At 65.4% G+C, this 19,072-nt stretch carries 16 protein-coding genes; 8 read left to right on the top strand and 8 right to left on the bottom strand.

Annotated features, from left to right (window positions below):
* Window positions 1-9: 9 nt before the first annotated feature.
* Complete coding sequence (locus AC06E9_RS17320) at window positions 10-1,893, bottom strand: sigma-54-dependent Fis family transcriptional regulator (protein ID WP_461769741.1); 1,884 nt, start codon at window positions 1,891-1,893, stop codon at window positions 10-12.
* Window positions 1,894-2,131: 238 nt separating this feature from the next.
* Between AC06E9_RS17320 and adh the strand changes: the two genes are divergently transcribed.
* The 4 genes from adh to AC06E9_RS17300 all read left to right on the top strand — a co-directional run bounded on the left by adh (window position 2,132) and on the right by AC06E9_RS17300 (window position 5,687).
* A complete protein-coding gene (gene adh, locus AC06E9_RS17315) occupies window positions 2,132-3,661 on the top strand; it encodes an aldehyde dehydrogenase (protein WP_121043786.1) in 1,530 nt (509 codons plus the stop codon).
* A gap of 86 nt (window positions 3,662-3,747) precedes the next feature.
* Window positions 3,748-4,776, top strand: coding sequence for an alcohol dehydrogenase AdhP (gene adhP, locus AC06E9_RS17310; protein WP_046272245.1), 1,029 nt, complete (start codon window positions 3,748-3,750; stop codon window positions 4,774-4,776).
* Window positions 4,777-4,857: 81 nt separating this feature from the next.
* Window positions 4,858-5,235, top strand: a complete 378-nt coding sequence (locus AC06E9_RS17305) for a DUF779 domain-containing protein (RefSeq protein ID WP_461769740.1) — start codon at window positions 4,858-4,860, stop codon at window positions 5,233-5,235.
* Window positions 5,236-5,291: 56 nt separating this feature from the next.
* Window positions 5,292-5,687, top strand: a complete 396-nt coding sequence (locus tag AC06E9_RS17300; RefSeq protein ID WP_152152778.1) for a hypothetical protein — start codon at window positions 5,292-5,294, stop codon at window positions 5,685-5,687.
* Here AC06E9_RS17300 and ligD read toward each other — a convergent pair whose 3' ends face one another.
* From ligD to AC06E9_RS17285, 3 genes are all read right to left on the bottom strand, one after another.
* On the bottom strand, window positions 5,688-8,249 hold the full coding sequence (gene ligD, locus AC06E9_RS17295) for a DNA ligase D (RefSeq protein ID WP_461769739.1): 2,562 nt from the start codon (window positions 8,247-8,249) through the stop codon (window positions 5,688-5,690).
* A 6-nt stretch (window positions 8,250-8,255) separates the two neighbouring features.
* Window positions 8,256-9,197: a non-homologous end joining protein Ku gene (gene ku / locus AC06E9_RS17290; protein WP_152152782.1), complete on the bottom strand. Its 942-nt coding sequence runs from the start codon at window positions 9,195-9,197 to the stop codon at window positions 8,256-8,258.
* A gap of 95 nt (window positions 9,198-9,292) precedes the next feature.
* A complete protein-coding gene (locus AC06E9_RS17285; protein WP_121043771.1) occupies window positions 9,293-9,688 on the bottom strand; it encodes a hypothetical protein in 396 nt (131 codons plus the stop codon).
* A gap of 144 nt (window positions 9,689-9,832) precedes the next feature.
* On the opposite strand from AC06E9_RS17285, the gene AC06E9_RS17280 reads away from it, so the two are divergent.
* Window positions 9,833-10,174 carry a hypothetical protein gene (locus AC06E9_RS17280; protein WP_102788774.1) on the top strand — a complete coding sequence of 114 codons (342 nt, stop codon included), beginning with the start codon at window positions 9,833-9,835 and terminating at the stop codon, window positions 10,172-10,174.
* A 16-nt stretch (window positions 10,175-10,190) separates the two neighbouring features.
* On the opposite strand, the gene AC06E9_RS17275 is transcribed toward AC06E9_RS17280, so the two are convergent.
* Window positions 10,191-12,317: a TonB-dependent receptor family protein gene (locus AC06E9_RS17275; protein ID WP_478056499.1), complete on the bottom strand. Its 2,127-nt coding sequence runs from the start codon at window positions 12,315-12,317 to the stop codon at window positions 10,191-10,193.
* 176 nt (window positions 12,318-12,493) lie between these two features.
* Here AC06E9_RS17275 and AC06E9_RS17270 point away from each other — a divergent pair, with 176 nt between their 5' ends.
* The 3 genes from AC06E9_RS17270 to AC06E9_RS17260 all read left to right on the top strand — a co-directional run bounded on the left by AC06E9_RS17270 (window position 12,494) and on the right by AC06E9_RS17260 (window position 15,664).
* Window positions 12,494-13,696 (top strand): amino acid aminotransferase, encoded by a 1,203-nt coding sequence (locus AC06E9_RS17270; protein ID WP_282260103.1) that lies wholly within the window; start codon window positions 12,494-12,496, stop codon window positions 13,694-13,696.
* Between the two features lie 131 nt (window positions 13,697-13,827).
* Window positions 13,828-14,844 (top strand): class 1 fructose-bisphosphatase, encoded by a 1,017-nt coding sequence (locus AC06E9_RS17265; protein ID WP_121043762.1) that lies wholly within the window; start codon window positions 13,828-13,830, stop codon window positions 14,842-14,844.
* A gap of 109 nt (window positions 14,845-14,953) precedes the next feature.
* Window positions 14,954-15,664, top strand: coding sequence for a 2OG-Fe(II) oxygenase (locus AC06E9_RS17260; RefSeq protein WP_121043760.1), 711 nt, complete (start codon window positions 14,954-14,956; stop codon window positions 15,662-15,664).
* A 94-nt stretch (window positions 15,665-15,758) separates the two neighbouring features.
* Here the strand turns inward: AC06E9_RS17260 and AC06E9_RS17255 are convergent, their stop codons facing one another.
* The 3 genes from AC06E9_RS17255 to AC06E9_RS17245 all read right to left on the bottom strand — a co-directional run bounded on the left by AC06E9_RS17255 (window position 15,759) and on the right by AC06E9_RS17245 (window position 18,881).
* Entirely contained in the window at window positions 15,759-16,079 is a 321-nt protein-coding gene (locus tag AC06E9_RS17255) for a DUF4279 domain-containing protein (protein WP_147433926.1), read from the bottom strand.
* A 508-nt stretch (window positions 16,080-16,587) separates the two neighbouring features.
* Window positions 16,588-17,550 (bottom strand): HNH endonuclease family protein, encoded by a 963-nt coding sequence (locus AC06E9_RS17250; protein WP_147433925.1) that lies wholly within the window; start codon window positions 17,548-17,550, stop codon window positions 16,588-16,590.
* Window positions 17,550-18,881: an AAA family ATPase gene (locus AC06E9_RS17245; RefSeq protein WP_183073824.1), complete on the bottom strand. Its 1,332-nt coding sequence runs from the start codon at window positions 18,879-18,881 to the stop codon at window positions 17,550-17,552. The genes AC06E9_RS17250 and AC06E9_RS17245 overlap by 1 nt, the downstream gene beginning before the upstream one ends.
* Between the last annotated feature and the right edge of the window lie 191 nt (window positions 18,882-19,072).

Genomic DNA, 19,072 nt, shown 5'->3' with positions numbered 1-19,072 from the left:
CCTGCCGTCTCAGTGACGGCGGGCCGTCGCCCCGACACGGCGATACAGCGTGCTGCGGCTGATGCCCAGCGCGCGCGCCGCCTGGGCGACATTGCCATGGCTCGCGCGCAGTGCCTCGCGCATCGCGGTTTCGGTCATCGCCTCCAGCCCCTCGGCCGCGGACGGCATCACCGGGGCAGGCGCGGCCTGCAGATAGGCCGGCAGCATCGCGTGCCCGATCACCTCACCCGGATCGCTCAGCGCCACCAGCGTGCGCAGGCAGGAACACAGCTGCCGCAGATTGCCCGGCCAGGCATACCCGGCCAGCGCCTCCAGCGCCGCGCTCGCCAGTTGCCGGCCCTGGCCGAGCCGTTGCCACAGCCCCTGCACCAGCGCCGCGCGTTCGGCGTGCTCGCGCAGGGCCGGCAGGCGCACGCTGTGGTCGGCGATGCGGTAGTAGAGGTCGCTGCGGAAGTCACCGGCGGCCATCGCCTGATCGAGATCGCGGTGGGTAGCGCAGATCAAGGCGAAATCCAGTTGTACCGGCTTGCCGCCACCCAGCGGTGACAGCGTGCGCTCCTGCAGGACGCGCAACAGGCGCGGCTGCAGCGCCAGCGGCATATCGCCGATCTCATCAAGGAACAGCACGCCGCCCTGGGCCTGGCGCAGCAGGCCGGTATTGCCGCTCTTGCGCGCCCCGGTGAAGGCACCTTCCTCGTAGCCGAACAGCTCGGCTTCGATCAGGCCTTCCGGCAGCGCCGCGCAGTTGACCGCCACGAACGGTTTGTCGGCACGCGTGCTGCGCCGATGCAGTTCACGTGCGAACACCTCCTTGCCGGTGCCGGTCTCGCCCTGCAGCAGCACGGGCAGCTGCGCATCCAGCACGCGGCAGGCGCGCTCGAGCACCTGCTGCTGGGCCGCGTCGAACAGGGGGCTGGCATCCGCCCGCACCGCCGCTGCGGCGGCACGCGCGGGTGCGGCGGGGGTCGGACGCGCGGGCAGCGGCGAGCGGACCGTGGCGCCGCCGGCAGGGCTCACGTGGCCGTACAGCGCGCGGCCCTGGCGATCCACCAGCGCGCCGTCATCATGCAGCCGTGAGGTTGGACCATCGAACAGCGCCTCGTAGGGCGCCCTGCCGATGTCGCCGTGGTCCAGCCCGAACAGGGCCAGCCCGGCACGGTTGGCGGCCACCAGGCGGCCATTGCGGAAGCCCAGCACGCCTTCGCGCGCGGTACCGAGCAGGCCGGCGTCGTGATGCAGGCGGACCACCTCGCAGTCGCCCAGTCCCGCCTCGAAGTAGCGGTGCTCGATATGCGCCACCGCCTGCCGTGCCAGCACGCGGGCGTGCAGGTGCTGCTGGCGCGCGTCGCCGGAGATGTCGAGCACGCCCACACGCTGCCCGTACGGATCGAAGATCGGTGTTGCCGAACAGGTCAGGATCGCGTGCGGCGCGAAGTAGTGCTCGCCGCCACGTACCTCCACCGAGCGACCTTCGACGATGGCGGTGCCGATCGCGTTGGTGCCCACCGTGGTTTCATCCCACCGCACGCCTGGCATCAACGCCACCCGCCCGGCTTTGTCGAGGAAACCCGGGTTGCCCTCCGCATCCAGGATCCAGCCGGCTTCGTCGGTCAGCAGCGCGATGCTGCCGGTCGCGGCGATGTCGGCGGCCAGGCCATCCAGCTCCGGTCGCGCCAGCCGCCACAGCGTTTCCTGGCGCTGGCGCAGCTCGCGCAGGCGGGCGTCCGGCAGCGGTTCGACCTCCGGCTGTGCATCGACCGATAGCCCGCCGCGCTGGCAGCGCTGCCACGACTGCAGGATGGTGTCGGGCACGCTGCCGACCGGCGCCGCGCCACGCTCGAAAAAGGAGCGTCGCGCATTGCCGACACGGTGCTGGAGCGGGAGCTGGGACACCTGGATTCTCCAGTGTCGCAATCTGCGACAGTTGTAGCGGGGCCTGTTCCGATAAACACCACACCCGGCGTTACCGTGCAATGACCGGCCGTGGTGCACCGCATCAGTTTCCGAGCCCCGCTCCAATCGGTACGCCGGGTGACGCCTTGCCGCACTGCACCACACGGAACCTGGCATCGTCCTTGCGCCATGGAACAGACCCTTATCGGGCCTGTCCACCGCCATCCGGAGATGCACCATGAATGCCGTCACGTCTGCCAAGCCGCACGCCACCGACCCGCAGTCCATCTTCAAGCCGCGCTACGGCAACTACATCGGCGGGGAGTGGGTGGCCCCGCGCAGCGGCCAGTATTTCGAGAACACCACGCCGGTGACGGGCAAGGTGTTCACCGAGGTCGCCCGTTCCAACGCCGAGGACATCGAAGCGGCGCTGGACGCCGCCCACGCGGCCAAGACCGCCTGGGGCCAGACCTCGACCACCGAGCGCGCCAACATCCTCAACCGGATCGCCGACCGCATCGAGCAGAACCTCGAGCTGCTCGCCCATGCCGAAACCTGGGACAACGGCAAGCCGATCCGCGAAACGCTCAACGCCGATGTGCCGCTGATGGCCGATCACTTCCGCTACTTCGCCGGCGCGGTGCGCGCGCAGGAAGGCAGCCTGTCGGAGATCGACAAAGACACCATCGCCTACCACTTCCACGAGCCCCTCGGCGTGGTCGGGCAGATCATCCCGTGGAACTTCCCGATGCTGATGGCGGCCTGGAAGCTCGCGCCCGCGCTGGCCGCCGGCAACTGCGTGGTGCTCAAGCCGGCCGAGCAGACCCCGGCGTCGATCCTGGTGCTGATGGAGGTGATCGGCGATCTGCTGCCCAAGGGTGTGCTCAACGTGGTCAACGGCTTCGGCGTGGAGGCGGGCAAGCCGCTGGCCTCCAACCCGCGCATCGCCAAGATCGCCTTCACCGGCGAGACCACCACCGGCCGCCTGATCATGCAGTACGCCAGCCAGAACCTGATCCCGGTGACGCTGGAACTGGGCGGCAAGTCGCCGAACATCTTCTTCGCCGATGTCATGGCCGAGGACGATGACTTCCTCGACAAGGCCGTGGAGGGTTTCGTGCTGTTCGCCTTCAACCAGGGCGAGGTCTGCACCTGCCCCTCGCGCGCGCTGATCCAGGAATCGATCTACGAGAAATTCATGGAACGTGCGCTCACGCGCGTGGCCGCGATCAAGCAGGGCAATCCGCTCGATCCCAACACGATGGTCGGTGCGCAGGCCTCCTCCGAGCAGCTGGAGAAGATCCTTTCCTACTTCGACATCGGCCGGCAGGAAGGGGCGCAGGTGCTGATCGGCGGTGAGCAGGCCAAGCTGGAGGGCGACCTGGCCGGCGGCTTCTACGTGAAGCCGACCGTGTTCAAGGGCCACAACAAGATGCGCGTGTTCCAGGAAGAGATCTTCGGGCCGGTGGTCTCGGTGACCACGTTCAAGACCGAGGAAGAAGCCCTGGAGCTCGCCAACGACACCCTGTACGGCCTCGGTGCCGGTGTGTGGAGCCGGGACGCCTCGCGCCTGTACCGCATGGGCCGTGGCATCCAGGCCGGGCGCGTGTGGACCAACTGCTACCACGCCTATCCGGCGCATGCTGCGTTCGGTGGTTACAAGCAGTCGGGCATCGGCCGCGAGAACCACAAGATGATGCTCGACCACTACCAGCAGACCAAGAACCTGCTGGTCAGCTACTCGCCCAAGAAGCTGGGCTTCTTCTGAGCCTGCCCCGGGCTTGATCCCGATCAAGGCGCCGGCATGCGGCCGGCGCCACAGTGCTGTCATTGGCCATCCACGGAGATCCACGCATGAACAAGACCATGAAGGCCGCTGTTGTCCGCGAGTTCGGAAAGCCGTTGCGTATCGAGGAAGTCGAGGTGCCGCGTCCGGGGCCCGGCGATATCCTGGTGAAGATCGAAGCCTGTGGCGTGTGCCACACCGACCTGCATGCGGTGGACGGGGACTGGCCGGTCAAGCCGAACCCGCCCTTCATTCCCGGCCACGAGGGCGTCGGCCACGTGGTCGCGGTCGGCGCCGGGGTCAGCCATATCCGCGAAGGCGACCGTGTCGGCATCCCGTGGCTGTATTCGGCGTGCGGCTACTGCGAGCACTGCCTGGGCGGCTGGGAAACGCTGTGCGAAGCGCAGCAGAACACGGGTTACTCGGTGAACGGTGGCTTCGCCGAGTACGCGTTGGCAAACGCTGCGTATGTCGGGCTGCTGCCCAAGGGCGTGGGCTTCATCGAGGTGGCGCCCATCCTGTGCGCCGGCGTCACGGTCTACAAGGGCCTGAAGGTCACCGATACCAAGCCCGGCCAGTGGGTGGTGATCTCCGGCATCGGCGGGCTCGGCCACATGGCCGTGCAGTACGCCAAGGCGATGGGCCTGAACGTGGCCGCGGTGGATATCGACGACGGCAAGCTCGCCCTGGCCGAGCGGCTGGGAGCGACGATCACCGTCAACGCGCGCAACACCGATCCGGCCGCGTTCCTGAAGAAGGAGATCGGCGGGGCACACGGGGCGCTGGTCACCGCGGTCTCGCCGAAGGCCTTCGAGCAGGCACTGGGCATGGTCCGTCGCGGCGGCACCGTCTCGTTGAACGGCCTGCCGCCGGGCAACTTCCCGCTGGATATCTTCGGCATGGTGCTCAACGGCATCACCGTGCGTGGCTCGATCGTCGGCACCCGTCTGGACCTGCAGGAATCGCTGGAATTCGCCGAGCAGGGCAAGGTGGCCGCGACGGTGACCAGCGATTCGCTGGAGAACATCAACGACATCTTCGCGCGCATGCAGGCCGGCAAGATCGAAGGCCGCGTGGTGCTGGACATGAGCGCGTAAGCACACGGCGCGCTGCCGAGCCATCGGCAGCGCCTGTTTCACGGTAGTGCCGGCCGCTGGCCGGCTCGGAGAGCCACGATCATGACCGACCTCCCGCTCCAGGTATTGGCCACCCTCCCGGCGCTGCAGCTGATCGAGACCCTGCAGGCACGCCACGGCGATCTGCTGTTCCACCAGTCCGGCGGCTGCTGCGACGGCTCCTCGCCGATGTGTTTCGCCCAGGGCGATTTCATCGTGGGCGACCGTGACGTGCGCATGGGCGAGATCGGCGGGGCGCCGTTCTACATCAGCCCCGCGCAGTTCGAATACTGGAAGCACACCCAGCTGATCATCGACGTGGTGCCCGGCCGGGGCGGCATGTTCTCGCTGGAAAACGGCGAGGGTGTGCGCTTCCTGGTCCGCTCGCGCTTGTTCAGCGATGAGGAGTTCGCCCAGCTCCAAGCCGCCGGCCGGGTCTGAAATTCCCTGCGGCAACCCGTCCATAATGGCGGCTCTCCCGCCGTGACGCCCCTGCCATGCCTGTGTGGTCCGCCCTGAAGAATCCACTGCTGTCGGTGCTGGCCGTCGTGTTCGCGTTCGCGGTGATGGTGCTGGTCAACAGCCTCGGTTCGTGGCTGGTGCCATTGCTGCGCATTCCGCCGGGCGGCGAGCCCCAGCTGGCCTGGGACCTGGCCTGGACGATCCTCAGCGGCATCGCCGCGATCGCCTTTGCCAGCCGTTATGCGCCGACCTGGCCCCGTAGCCACGGCGGCGTGGTGTGGGCGGTGATCGCGGCCGCATCGATCTACACCGCCTGGGATTTCGGCAGCGATTTCCCGTTCTGGTTCGTGGTGATCCTGCTGGTCTCGCTGCCGGTGCAGGCATTCTTGGGGGTGTGGGTGGGCACGCGGTTCCGGCCAGGGCGCGCCTGATCAGCTGCCAGGCAGCACCTGCTTCACCTGCTCGATGCCCGCCCACGGGTCCTGCTTCAACCGCTCCGCGCGCTGCAGCGCCTTCGCCATCGGGAAAGCGTCCGGCGCTGCGATGCGACCCAGTTCTTCCCAACGCAACGGCACCGCCACGCCGGCACCCGGCCGCGCCCGCAGCGACCACGAGCTCACACTGGTGGCGCCGCGCGCATTGCGCAGCCAATCGATGAAGATCACCCCGTCGCGCTTGGCCTTGCTCATCGTCGCCACGTAGCGCTCCGGTGCCTGCGTGGCCATGGCCTGCGCGAAGGCCTCGCAGAAGTCCTTGGCGTGCGCCCAGTCGGCCTTGGGCTGCAGCGGCACCACCACGTGCACACCCTTGCCGCCGGAGAGCCGGACGAAGCTCTCCAGCCCGGCTTCCTGCAGGCGCGCGCGCACATCGCGTGCGGCGGCCTTGATCTGGGTCCAGTTCACGCCTTCGCCGGGATCCAGATCGAACACCAGCCGGTCCGGATGTTCGGGATCCTCGACGGTGGCCCCCCAGGGATGCAGCTCCAGGGTGTTCATCTGCACCAACTGCAGCAGCCCCTCCACATCCTCGATGTAGAGGTAGTCCTCGCGCCCGCTCTTCTGCTCCAGCGGGATCGCCTTGACCGCACCGCCCAGCCCGGTGCCATGGTGCTTCTGGAAGAAGCAGGGCTTGTCCACCCCGTCCGGGCAGCGCAGCACCGACAGCGGACGGCGCGCCACCTCGGGCAGGATCCAGCGCGCCATGCGCCGGTAGTAGTCGGCCACTTCGCCCTTGGTGATCTTCGCCTTGGCGAACACCACGCGTTCGGGATGGCTGATCGCCACGGTGCTCTCTTCCTGCGCAGCCGCGGCCTTCTTCCGGCCGCTGGTTTTCGCCGCCGGGGCGGAGGCGGACGCAGCGACGGTAGTGACGTTGGCTGCCGCGCCCAGATCCTTCGGCTGTTTGTCTTCGCGCAGCCGCTTGAAGCTGGCCTGGCGCAGCAACCCTTCCTTGGCCCAGCCGCGGAAAGCGACCTCTGCCACCAGCACCGGCCTCACCCAGTGCACGCTGCGCGCGGTGAACGGCACATGCGCGGGCAGCTCCACCACCGCGTCCTTCACGGTCAGCGGCGTCAGTTGCTTGGTCAGCGCGCGCAGCGCGGCATCATCGAAGCCCGTGCCGACGCGGCCGACATAACGCAATCCGCCCTTGTCCGGGGTGGCCATCAGCAGCGAGCCGAAGCCGCTGCGCGATCCCTTGGGCTCGGTATAGCCGACGATGAGGAACTCATCGGTGTTCTCGTGCTTGATCTTGATCCAGTCGCGCGAGCGTGCGTTGACGTAGGGCGCATCGATCCGCTTGCTGATGATGCCTTCGAACCCGGCCTCGCCACTGGCGGCGAACACCGCCGGGCCGTGGTCGCGCACATGGTCGCTGTAGGCCAGGGTGTCCGGCTTGCTGCCCAGCAGATCCTTGAGCAGCGCCTTGCGCTCCAGCAGCGGCACCCGGCTGACATCCACACCGGCGATGCCCGGCATATCGAACACCACATAGCGCAGTGGCTGTTTCGCGGTGCCGTCGATGACCTTCTGCAACGCGGTGAAGTCACTGCGGCCCTGCGCATCCAGCACCACCAGTTCACCGTCCAGGCGTAGATCGCGCACCGGCAGCCGTTCGATCGCCTGCACCACCTCGGGGAACTCGTCGGTCCAGTTCAGCCCGCCACGCGAGCGCAGCGCAACCACGCCTTCGCGCACGTCGGCGAGCAGGCGATAGCCATCCCATTTGATCTCGTGCAGCCACTGCTCGCCGTCCGGCGCGGTGGCGCGATGGTCGGTCAGCTGCGGCTTGAAATCGTGCGGGTAGGGCCTCTCGCGTGCGCCTTCAAGCGCCAGCGCGCGTTTGGACCAGCGCGCATCGGCCTTGCGTGCGACGCGGGTCGTCACGGCCTTGGCGGGGGCGGTTTTCCTGGCCGGGGTGGCCTTCGTTGTGTTGGCAGCGGCGGCCTTCCTGGTGCCCGTGCGCTTGGCGGCCTCCGGTGGCGCCTCCAACAGATCATCGGCCTCCATATCCCTCGCCTCATCATCATCGCGTTTGATCAGCAGCCACTGATGCTGCTTGCCCTTCATCGCGGTGCGCACCAGTTTCCAGCCGCCCTTGAGGCGCTCGCCGTGCAGCACGAAGTCCACCTTGCCGGCCGCGATCGCCTCCAGGGGGTCGCCATCGCAGGCCCAGGTGCCGTGGTCATAGACATCCACATGGCCAGCGCCGTAGTGCCCGCTGGGGATATCGCCGGCGAACGTCGCATAGGACAGGGGATGGTCTTCCACCTCCACGGCGAGCCGTTTTTCGCCGACACGCAGCGAGGGGCCCTTCGGTACCGCCCAGCTCTTGAGCACGCCGTCAGCTTCGAGCCGGAAGTCGTAATGGCGCGAGCTGGCATGGTGCAGCTGCACCACGAAGATCGGCCGCCGCGCCGGCGCACCGCGGCGCTCGGCGTCCGGCTCGGGGGTGCCGTCGAAACGGCGTTTACGGCGGTATTCCTGCAGGGACACGGCGGCTTACCCGGCCTTGCGCGCGGGTGCACGCTTGGTGGTTTTCTTGGTCGCTTTGCCTGCTGTCTTGGTCGCCTTTTTGGCCGCCGTGGGTTTGGCGACCTTGGCCGTGGCCTTCTTCGCCGCTGTCTTTCTGGCGGCCGGCGTGCGCTTCTTGGCATCCAGGCTCTTCTGCAGCAGCGACATGAAGTCGACCACGTTGGTCGCATCGTCCTCGCGCGGGACCGGCTCTTCCTCCACCTTGGTGGTGCCGCCCTTGGCCTTGATCCGCTTCTTCAGCAACGTGTGCAGGCGCTCGCGGAATTCATCGTGGTACTCGTCCGGCTTCCACTCGCCGGACATCGAGGCGATCAGCTGCTCGGCCATGGCCGTTTCCTTGCTGTTGATGCGGTACTCGGACAGGCTGCCGCTGGGCAGCTTGTAGTCTTCCGGGTCCACCAGTTCCTGCGGATAGCGCAGGATCATCAGCACCAGCGCATCGCCGTGCGGCATCACCGCGCACAGGTACTCGCGGGTGCGCACCACGACCCGCGCGATGCCGACCTTGCCGGTGCTGCGCAGCGTTTCGCGCAGCAGCACGTAGCCTTTTTCGGCTTTCTTGGCGGGCACCAACAGGTAGGGCTTCTCGAAATAGCGCGGATCGATGGTGCCGGCATCGACAAACGTTTCCACCTCCACCGCCTCATGGCTTTGCGGTGCGGCCGAGCGGATGTCGTCTTCCTCCAGTACGACGTAGCTGCCCTTGTCGTACTCGTAGGCTTTGACGATCTCTTTCCACGGCACTTCCTCACCGGTATCGGCGTTGACCCGTTCGAAGCGGATCGGCTTGCGGTCGCGCGAATCGAGCATCCGGAAGTGCAGATCGACATTGCGTTCGCCGGACATCAGCGACACCGGGACATTGAGCAGCCCGAATGACAGCGTGCCGGTCCAGATCGGTCGGGCCATGGTGGCGCCACTCCAACGCTACAGGGAGGGCAGCTGTACCGCGCAGCACGTGAAACGCCTGTGTCCGGGCTGTGCAGGCCGGCTGCACGCCGCAGCTACTGCAGCAGGCCGTGCACCGCCGCGGCCGGCATGTGGTCCAGCGCCAGCCACGCGTCTTCGACCACGGCGCGGGCCTGGTGCCAGCCCAGTCGCGACTGCCCGCGCATCTGTTCCCAGTGCTCGGCCAGCTCGCCATCGGTGTCATCGGCACCGCGCGGCCAGTCCGCATAGTGCGTGGTCAGCGCGAAGGCGTAGGCGGGATAGAGGTCGCGCCAGCTGCGCCGGCCGTGACTGCGGCGCTGCTCGTAATCGCTGCGCATGTACTGCAGGTAGTCCTGTGCAACCGCCTGCGCGTCCTCGGCACGGTCACGGCGCGCACGGCGCCCGCTCCGTTCCGGCTGCAGGTAGGCGTTGAACAACGCGGGTGCGGCACGGCGGTCCAGGCGGGGCATGACACGACTCCGACAGCGGCGGGGCAGGCAGGAATAGACCCGCCACCGTTATCGAGCCGTGACAGATTCGTTGATGCACCGGGATTCGCGGCGACTTCACCCGCCGCGCGCTGTAGTGGGGTGCACAGCTACTGGAGAACTCCCATGCCCCGCGATCCCCTGCGCGACGCCACCGCCCCGGTCCCCGGCGAGCAGCGCGCCAAACATGACAATCAGGACGCCGAAGACCGCGGCGCCGGCATGTCCGTGCCCGACGACGCACCCGATCACCTGCCGGTGGCGGTTACGCCGGATCCCGTTCCGCGCGACCGCAAGGATTCGGCGGCCGGCGAGAAAGGCCCGGCCGGTCATCATCGCCGCGAAGATGAATACCAGCGCCGACAGCGCAAGGAGCACGCCAGCGACAACCAGGACGAGGCGCTGGAAGAGACCTTCCCGGCCAGCGACCCGACCTCACCGTTCGTGCCGGCCAAACCGCCCCGGTAGGTCCAGGTCCAGTGGATCAGGGCGCCCACTGCCACTGCAGGCCCACGTTGTAGCGGCGGTCCGGCCCCGGCTCGAAGAAGCGCTGGTTGCCGTCGTTGACGATCACCGAGCCGATGTAGCGCTGGTCCAGGGCGTTGTCGATCCGCGCGAAGGCACGCAGCGTGCCCTGTGCGGTGGTCCAGCGCCGCGATAGTTCCAGATTCAGCAGCGCGTAGCCCGGCGCGCGCTCGGTGGCCAGATCGTTGACCACGGTGTCGCTGGAGGCCACCACCTCGGCGGCCCACTGCCACGGGCCCGGGCGGTACTGCACCCGCGCGTTCCACTGCTGCCTGGGCACGCCGGGCAGGCGTGAGCCGGCGGTCACCGTGTTGCAGCCAGCGGCCGCGCACAGCGCGTACGGATCACGCACGGTGGCTTCGAGCCAGGTGTAGGCCAGCGAAAGATCCGCCTGCGCCCCCAGCGGCTGCACATAGCTGGCCTCCGCGCCCTGGCGGCGCGTGCGGCCGATGTTGCGGTAGGTGCTGCGGCCGCCGCTGTTGCTCGCCACGGCCAGCTCGTCATCGGTATCGGCGCGGAACAGCGCGGCTTCGACCTGCGCGCCATTCTGTCCATGCCACTTGCTGCCGACTTCCAGGTTGCGGCTGCGGGCCGCCGAGAGATCCAGCGCCAGCCCGGCCTGGCCATCGGCGCGATAGCCCAGCTCGTTGAAGGTCGGGGTCTCGAAGCCACGCCCGGCCGAGGCATACAGCCGCCAGGCATCGGTGGCGCGGAACACCACGCCGGCCACCGGGGTGGTCGCCTCGTAGCGACGCGACCCGCTGTCGTCGGGATTACCCGCGGTGATGTAGTGGTCGTTGGAGCGGAAACGGACCGTGCTGTGGCGCACCCCCAGCAGCAACGACCAACGCGGCGCCCACTGCCACCACGCCTGGGCGAACTGGTCCACGTTTTCGACCCGGTCGCTCTGGTCGCGGCGCAGGCGGCCCTTGATACCTACCTGATCACCCACGAAATTCTCGTAACCGCGGCGATCCTGCTGCTGGCGGTCGGCATTGGCGCCGATCACCACATCCAGCGGGCGACCGGCCCAGTCACCGTGCCACGCCCAGCGCGCGTCGAGCCCACCGTAATCGCCGTCCAGATCGATCACTCCGCCGGCATGCAGCGGGTTGGCCTGCGGCCCCGGCGGGATCGCCAGGTACTGCTCCACGCTGCGCTGACCGGCATAGCCCATCGCACGCCAGGTCTGCGCGCCTTCCGTTCGGGTGAACACCAGCCCGGCCTGGGCCTGGCGCACGGATTTGCGGGTGTTGTACTGGGTCGCCACGGCGGTGGCCTGGCGCGGGTTCTCGCGCACCTGCGCGCGGGTCAGGCCGAGCGGATCCTGTGCGTCGGGCGCATCGAAGTAGTTCAGGACCAGATCCAGCTGGCCGCCACCGACATCCGTGCCGAGCCGGGCGTTGAGCGACTCGCGGCGGGCCTGGCTGTGGTCACGCCAGCCATCGGTGCGGAAGTGGTTGGCGGCCACGTTGTAGCGGACCGGGCCCTGCACGCCGCGCAGCTGGGCGCCGGCGCTCACGGTGTTGTCGCTGCCGGTATCCACCCGCAGGCGCCATGGGTCGCCTTCGGCGCCGTCCGCGCTCCAGACCTGGACCACGCCGCCGGAGGAGTTGCCGTAGAGCGCCGAGAACGGCCCGCGCAGCACTTCCACGCGCTGCGCCGAGAGCAGGCTGGCGTGGGAGAGCTGGCCCTGGCCGTCGGGCATGGTGGCCGGTACACCGTCCACCAGCACGCGCACGCCGCGCACGCCGAAGGTCGAGCGCGCGCCGAAGCCGCGGATCGAGAGCTGGGTGTCCTGCGCGTAGTTCTGACGATCGCGGGCAACCACCCCGGGAATGCCGTTGAGCGCCTCGGAGAGCTGCGCCAGCGGCCCGGTGCGGTCCTCGTCCACCCAGACCGTGGTCAGCGAGGCCGGCAGGTCGATATCGGCCACCTGTGCCACGCGCGCGGCCTGGACCTGGACCGTGGGCAGCCGCTCGATCGGCGCGGACGGGGCGGGAGTGTTCTGGGCCTGCGCCAGCGATGGCAGCAACACGGCCGAGGCCAGCGCACAGTGGCGGGCCAGCGGGGTAAGACGGAGCATGCGGGGCGGGATCCTCGGTGAATGGGCGTGCCGCACGCCATGGTACGGAAGCGTACGTGACGACAGCCTCGGCGCCCTCGGCGGGGCTTTGTTACGATGGGTCGGTTTTGGCTGATTCTGCCGCCAACTCCGCGTCGCGCCACCCTCCCCCTTCCGTCATCCGAATGAGTACCGCCGTGTCCTTCTTTGCAAATGTGGAACTGGTCCCAGGCGACCCGATCCTGGGCCTGACCGAGGCTTACAACGCCGACAGCCGCCCGATCAAGGTCAACCTGGGCGTGGGCATCTATTACGACGAGAGCGGCCGCATCCCGCTGCTCCGCGCCGTGAACAAGATCGAACAGCAGCTGGCCAATGACGCCAAACCGCGCGGCTACCTGCCGATCGACGGTCTGCCGGCCTACAACCAGGCCACCCGCGAGCTGGTCTTCGGCAAGGACTCGCCGCTGCTGGCCGCCGGCCGCGTGGCCACCTCGCAGACCATCGGCGGCAGCGGTGCGCTTCGCATCGGCGCGGACCTGCTGCACAAGCTGTTGCCGCACGCCACCATCGCCATCAGCAACCCGAGCTGGGAAAACCATCGCGCGGTATTCGGCGCGGCCGGCTTCGACGTGGTCGATTACACCTACTTCGATGCCGCCACCCACGGCGTGGACTTCGACGGCATGCTGGCCGACCTGGCCAAGCTGCAGCCGGGCACCGTGGTGCTGCTGCACGCGTGCTGCCACAACCCGACCGGTGCCGACCTCACGGTCGCGCAGTGGAAGCAGGTGGCCGAGCTGCTGAAGGATCGCCAGCTGTTCCCATTCATCGACATGGCCTACCAGGGCTTCGACAAGGGCATCAGCGAAGACGGCGCCGCCGTGCGCATCATCGCCGAGGCCGGCATCGACAGCTTCGTGGTCGCCAACTCGTACTCCAAGTCGTTCTCGCTGTATGGCGAGCGCATTGGCGCGCTGTCGGTGGTCGCCCCGGACGCGAACGCGGCCAAGGCCGTGCAGTCGCAGGTCAAGCGCATCATCCGCACGATCTACTCCAGCCCGTCCAACCACGGCGCCGCGCTGGTGGCCGGCGTGCTCAACAGCGTTGAGCTGCGCCAGGTGTGGGAAGCGGAACTGACCGAGATGCGTGAGCGCATCCACGCCCTGCGTCATGGCCTGGTGGAGAATCTGGTCGCCGCCGGCGCACCGGAATACGCCTTCATCAACGACCAGGCGGGCATGTTCTCGTACTCGGGCCTGAGCCGCGCCCAGGTGGACCGCCTGCGCGACGAGTTCGCAATCTACGCCGTCGGTACCGGCCGCATCTGCGTGGCCGCACTCAACCAGGGCAACCTGGCATACGTGGCCAAGGCCGTGGCGACCGTCAGCAAGGGCTGAGCGATATCGCCCCTCTGAAGCAGAACGGCCGCCATGCGCGGCCGTTCTGCTATCTGGCGCCGCCCGCGCCTCGTAATGGCTCCGGCGAAGGGCGACAATAGGCGCTTCCCCTCTGAAGGCCGCCTGATTCCATGTCCCAGACGTCGCTGACCCGCTATCTGATCGAAGAGCAACATGCCGGCCGCATCAACGCCGATCTGCGCCAGCTGATCGCTGTTGTCGCCCGCGCCTGCACCAGCATCTCCATCGCGGTCAGCAAGGGCGCGCTGGGCGGTGTGCTCGGCGAAGCCGGTACCGGCAACGTGCAGGGCGAAGCGCAGAAGAAGCTGGACGTGATCAGCAACGAGATCCTGCTGGAAGCCAACGCCTGGGGCGGCCACCTCGCCGCCTGCGCCTCGGAAGAAATGGATCACTGCCAGCCGGTGCCCGACACCTACCCGCGCGGTGACTTCCTGCTGCTGTTCGATCCCCTCGATGGCAGCTCGAACATCGACGTCAACGTGTCGGTCGGCACCATCTTCTCTGTGCTGCGCTGCCCGCCGGGCACCGAGCAGCCCAACGATGCCAGCTTCCTGCAGCCGGGCACCGCGCAGGTCGCCGCCGGCTACTGCATCTACGGGCCGAGCACGCAGATGGTGCTCACCGTCGGCCACGGCACCCACGCGTTCACCCTGGACCGCGAGAAGGGCGAGTTCGTGCTGACCACGCCGGACATGCAGATCCCGGCGGACACCCAGGAATTTGCGATCAACATGTCCAACCAGCGGCATTGGGAAGCCCCGATGCAGGGCTACGTGCAGGACCTGCTGGCCGGCAAGGAAGGCGCGCGCGGCAAGAACTTCAACATGCGCTGGATCGCCAGCATGGTCGCCGACGTGCATCGCATCCTGACCCGCGGCGGCATCTTCATCTACCCGTGGGACACGAAGGATCCGTCCAAGGCCGGCAAGCTGCGCCTGATGTACGAAGCCAACCCGATGGGCCTGCTGGTCGAACAGGCCGGCGGCGCCGCCACCACGGGCCGCGAGCGCATTCTCGACATCCAGCCAGATCAGCTGCACCAGCGCGTGCCGGTGTTCCTCGGCTCGCGCAACGAGGTGGAGCAAGCCACCCGTTACCACCGCGAACACGACAGCGCGGTGGGTTGATTTCCTACACAGGGCTGGCCGTCCGGTCAGCCCTGTTGTGACGTGGCAACGGCGTGACATCGGCCACGGCAGCGGTCACCATCGGCCATTCGTGCCCACGGATGACCCCATGACTGCCGACGCACCGCTCGATTTCATCGAAGTAATCCACAACGCCGTCCCCAACGAGGTCTGCGCGGCCCTGCAGGCCCAGATGCGATCCAGTGCGCAGTTGCAGCCGGGCGAAGTGGGCAGCGGTGTGTTCCCGGAACTCAAGCACAGCAAGGATCTTCGCATCAGCGGGCGGCCCGAGTGGCGGCAGGCGGAAGCAGTGCTGCAGCAGGCGGTTTTCAAGGGTTTGCTGACTTATCTACGCCGTTATCCACAGGCCCTGATCTCGCCGTTGATGTTGCAGATCCAGGACAGCGACGGCCAACCGCGCCGGTTGGCAGCCGAGGATTTCCCCGACATGGACGACGCCACGCTGTCCGACCTGGCCCGCACCTGCCTGCGGCCCGGCGCCATCAATCTGCAATGGTATGCGGCGGGCGAGGGCGGCTATCCATACTGGCACTGCGAGCTGTACCCACGCGATCCGGCCGGCGAAACGCTGCACCGCCATCTGCTGTGGACGCTCTACCTCAACGACGACTTCGACGCCGGCGAAACCGAGTTCCTGTTCCAGGGCCGCAAGGTCGCGCCGCGCACGGGCAGCCTGTTGATCGCACCGACCGCGTTTACCCACACGCACCGGGGCAACCGGCCGCAGGGTGGGGACAAGTTCATTGCGACGAGCTGGGTTCTTTTCCAGAGTGCGCAGAAGTTGTTCGGTGGGAATTGAGCGCCCTGCCTGGTGATCGCCTCTTGCCGCGTTCAATCATCACGTGAGCGGACACAACCTGTGCGAAAGGGCGAGCCGCGCGTAGTTGTCGGTATCAGTAGATATCGACAGAAAGCTCCAACGAAAGACTGGCCAACTCGATCATCACGTGCGGCTCAAGGGTGAACCCGACCGAATCCTCTTTGAAGACACCGACAAAGAGTTCCGTGCGGCCACCGTCGAGCACGGTCTGCGCGAAGAATCCGCGATACCGCTCAATGCGCCTCAGCAGCTCACTCAGCACATCCGTAAAGACACCCGGTGTCTTCTCGACGAGCGGAAAGCCGCGGTAGGTGCAGCGGGTAGGGCCTTCAAGGCGATCGCCAAATGGAGTCCTCTCTTGCGTTCCAATGCTGTGACTGACCTCTGGTTTCAAGCATAGCGTCTCGCTGGCTACCTATAGCTTGGTGTAGATGAAGAAGTTGCCACCACCCTAAATCGCTTGTTCGGACTCCATTTACTACGCAACGAGCAGGCTCGCACTTGTGGCGTGCACCTTTCAGAGCAGATTGCCTCAGCTCTCTTTCGGGCTCTCCATCAATATAGCGTCAAGCGCTCTCCCCAATGGCTGCTGTTAGACTGAATACGAAGCATCATCCAATGACTTTACCGCTCTGAACACTCGTAAGCCGCCAGCTATCTGATTGCCGATTTGGCTTTGCGTCAATCGTACAATTTTAGTTGAATACAGTCTCAACCGCTTTTCGTTTATCTCTTCAGATGAAGCAAGAGCGACGCACTTAAGCCAAGGTCAGGCCCAAAGCGCATTCGCGCTACTATGCGCCGATTGCTCCGCCTTAGATGCAGTATCGCCGTAGCTTTTCCGAGAAAGGCAGACAGAGTTTCAAGCCGCGTTGCTGCACCGCGATCTTGGGATACGCTCACTAAGCTCCTAGGCGTCTTGAGAAGTCAGCGATCCACGTTTTCGCCATCTCCGAGTAAGGCGATGTTGGCTGAGCCATCTCCCGTATACGGCCAAACAATGTGTCCTGCACCAGTCGCAAACGACCTGGAATGTCAGAGACGGACGAGCCGCGCGGTCCAACCGACACGTGCCCCGACTCCAGATCCTCGATGATGCATCCGAGTTCCAACACTAGTGCCCCCATGAACTCCAGTTGGCGTAGCGAACGCGTTCGCTCTTGCACAAGGCCAAGCCTGTTCAAGCCATACACTTCGATCGACGTTTTTCCCCTTAGGCTTCCTCCGGGCGCTGGCCCAACCAATGCGAGCTGGCCCGCAGCAGCCACATGAAAGCACAAGTGTTGAGCTGGATCGTCGACAGATGGATCTAAAAGTAGAGGGTTTTCAGTGGAAAGAACCCCGGTCTCCGTACTAATGTGAAGGCTTCCGTCTTCTATCGGAAAATGATCCTGCTTACCTGACTGCACCCAGCTCCACCCGACTGACGCTGGTACAGTCGCTTTGATCAAAGTAATCGCGCAGGACGGATTCCACTGGCCGCGTCGCCGGTTGCAGTCGATGCAACTCGGCAGAAGATTCTCCCAACGCATAGCTAGCCACCAGTACCCGGGGTGATCTTTGACCCCATCGACGGATCCCTTCGGTCGATAGTGCTCAACATCCACTGGCGATGAAGCTGAATAGAACGTCTCGCAGTAAGCACATTTGCCATGGAAGAGGGTTGCAAGCGCGCGCTTCACCTCACCCTTTTTGTACGCAGAGTACTCAAAGGAAGGCTTGGGCTTCTGAGGCGTCTTGGCATTCTTGGCCCTCTTAGCGGCAGCTTGATGCGCCTTTGCACGCTGATATTCCGTTTTTCCCTTTTTGTCCTTCGCCACAAGACAAAGCGGGGCAGGCACGCTGCTGCGATTAACCTTGCGCATCAGCTTCCTCCGCGGAGAGCATCGATTATTCGCTTCTTAACGCTTTCCCTCAGCTGCGACATCTGGTTCGCCTGCTCTTGCGTACGCTGTTGCAAGTACTCCGCTACAGCTTCCTGCACAATGCGTTGAGCCTCCGACGTACCGACTGGCATTGCGGCTGAGACGTCATTCTTGAATGCATCAATAGTCTGTTGTTGAGCATCAGTGACATCCGTAGACGCCAGCAGACTGGAAATCTCTGACATCCTTGCTTCAACCGCAGGATCATCTGTGGAGTTAAGTTGGAATAGATCAGAGGTAAGAAGTTGCTCGATTCGAAAGCAGCTTACTGCAGGTACATCTTTGAGTATCTCTACGCGGCTACGCATACCTCTGGCGGTACGGCCACTTTTCAAGCGGGCACGGCGCAGGACGATTACTTCATTGTCATCCATACCGCGCAGACACAGCGGATCGTGCGTTGTCACAATGAAGGTCACGTTGGGAAGCGCTTGGCGAAGCGCACTTACAATCGCGATCTTCCATCGCGGATGCAGATGTGACTCTATCTCATCGATTAGCACTACCCCGCGTGACGTGTGCAAGCTTTCGAATTTCGGATTGAAGCGGCGATTCATCATTCCCTGCATGACATCGCAGGTCATCGCGAGCACGGAGCGAAAGCCCGAAGACGCCGTCTGAAGTGGCGTAGCGGACAAAGGGCGTCCTTGCTCATCAACGTCGCTCACAAGCAGGCATCGACGCTCACTTTGATCGCGGAGAATCACGTCGAATTCTCCTTCAATTGAGAAAACTGTGCGAAGCGCACGCGTCACCATTGCGAAACGCTCTTCGCTCAGGTCCAGCAACCATTTCTCAGGGTTCGGAAGATCACTGGCATCGAACAAATTGCGAATGTGTTTAGACGCTGAGCCTACCGGCGACCTCATTCCATATTTTCTGAAAGCGCCGTAGGCGAAAACAGGGATGGCATCTTCAGACTTGGCTGTTCTTTGATTGCTAAATGAGATGCCAAGTTCCATGTTCCGCGTGAGTAGTTTGCCCTCCTCTAGGAGTTGAAGTGAGATACTCGCGGAGGGAGGGGGGGATACATCGAATTCACCAAAGTGATCTGGTGACAGAATGAGCTGGCGATCGGGAATCCCTAGTGCGAGGTTCGCTTCTGAGCTGGCCAACGCCATCGTGATCGCTTCGAGGATAGAACTCTTGCCCGTTGCATTCTCGCCCAGGATTACAAGTGCAGGTGTTCTCTTGCCACCCTCTGCCGGATCGGAAGGAGCAGGAATCTCGAACCGGAGATGCTCGATCGATCGAAAGTTCTCGATTTCCACGGCTACCAATTGGGCTTGGCTTGGTCTACGCGCTGGAATTCGGGGTTCGGCTGGCGGGGGACTGAGGACTCGTTCTAGCCTCAGCTCACACTTATTAAATAGGTGAAAACCATCGGATCTACTGCAAAGACGAAGGAAGGTTTTTTTAATGTCTCTGCGCGAGAGAGATAAGTGGACACCGGTCTCTGCTG

The organism is Stenotrophomonas sp. Steno-Z10-BAI, assembly GCF_056393115.1.
This window is presented reverse-complemented; position numbering and strand designations above follow the sequence as displayed.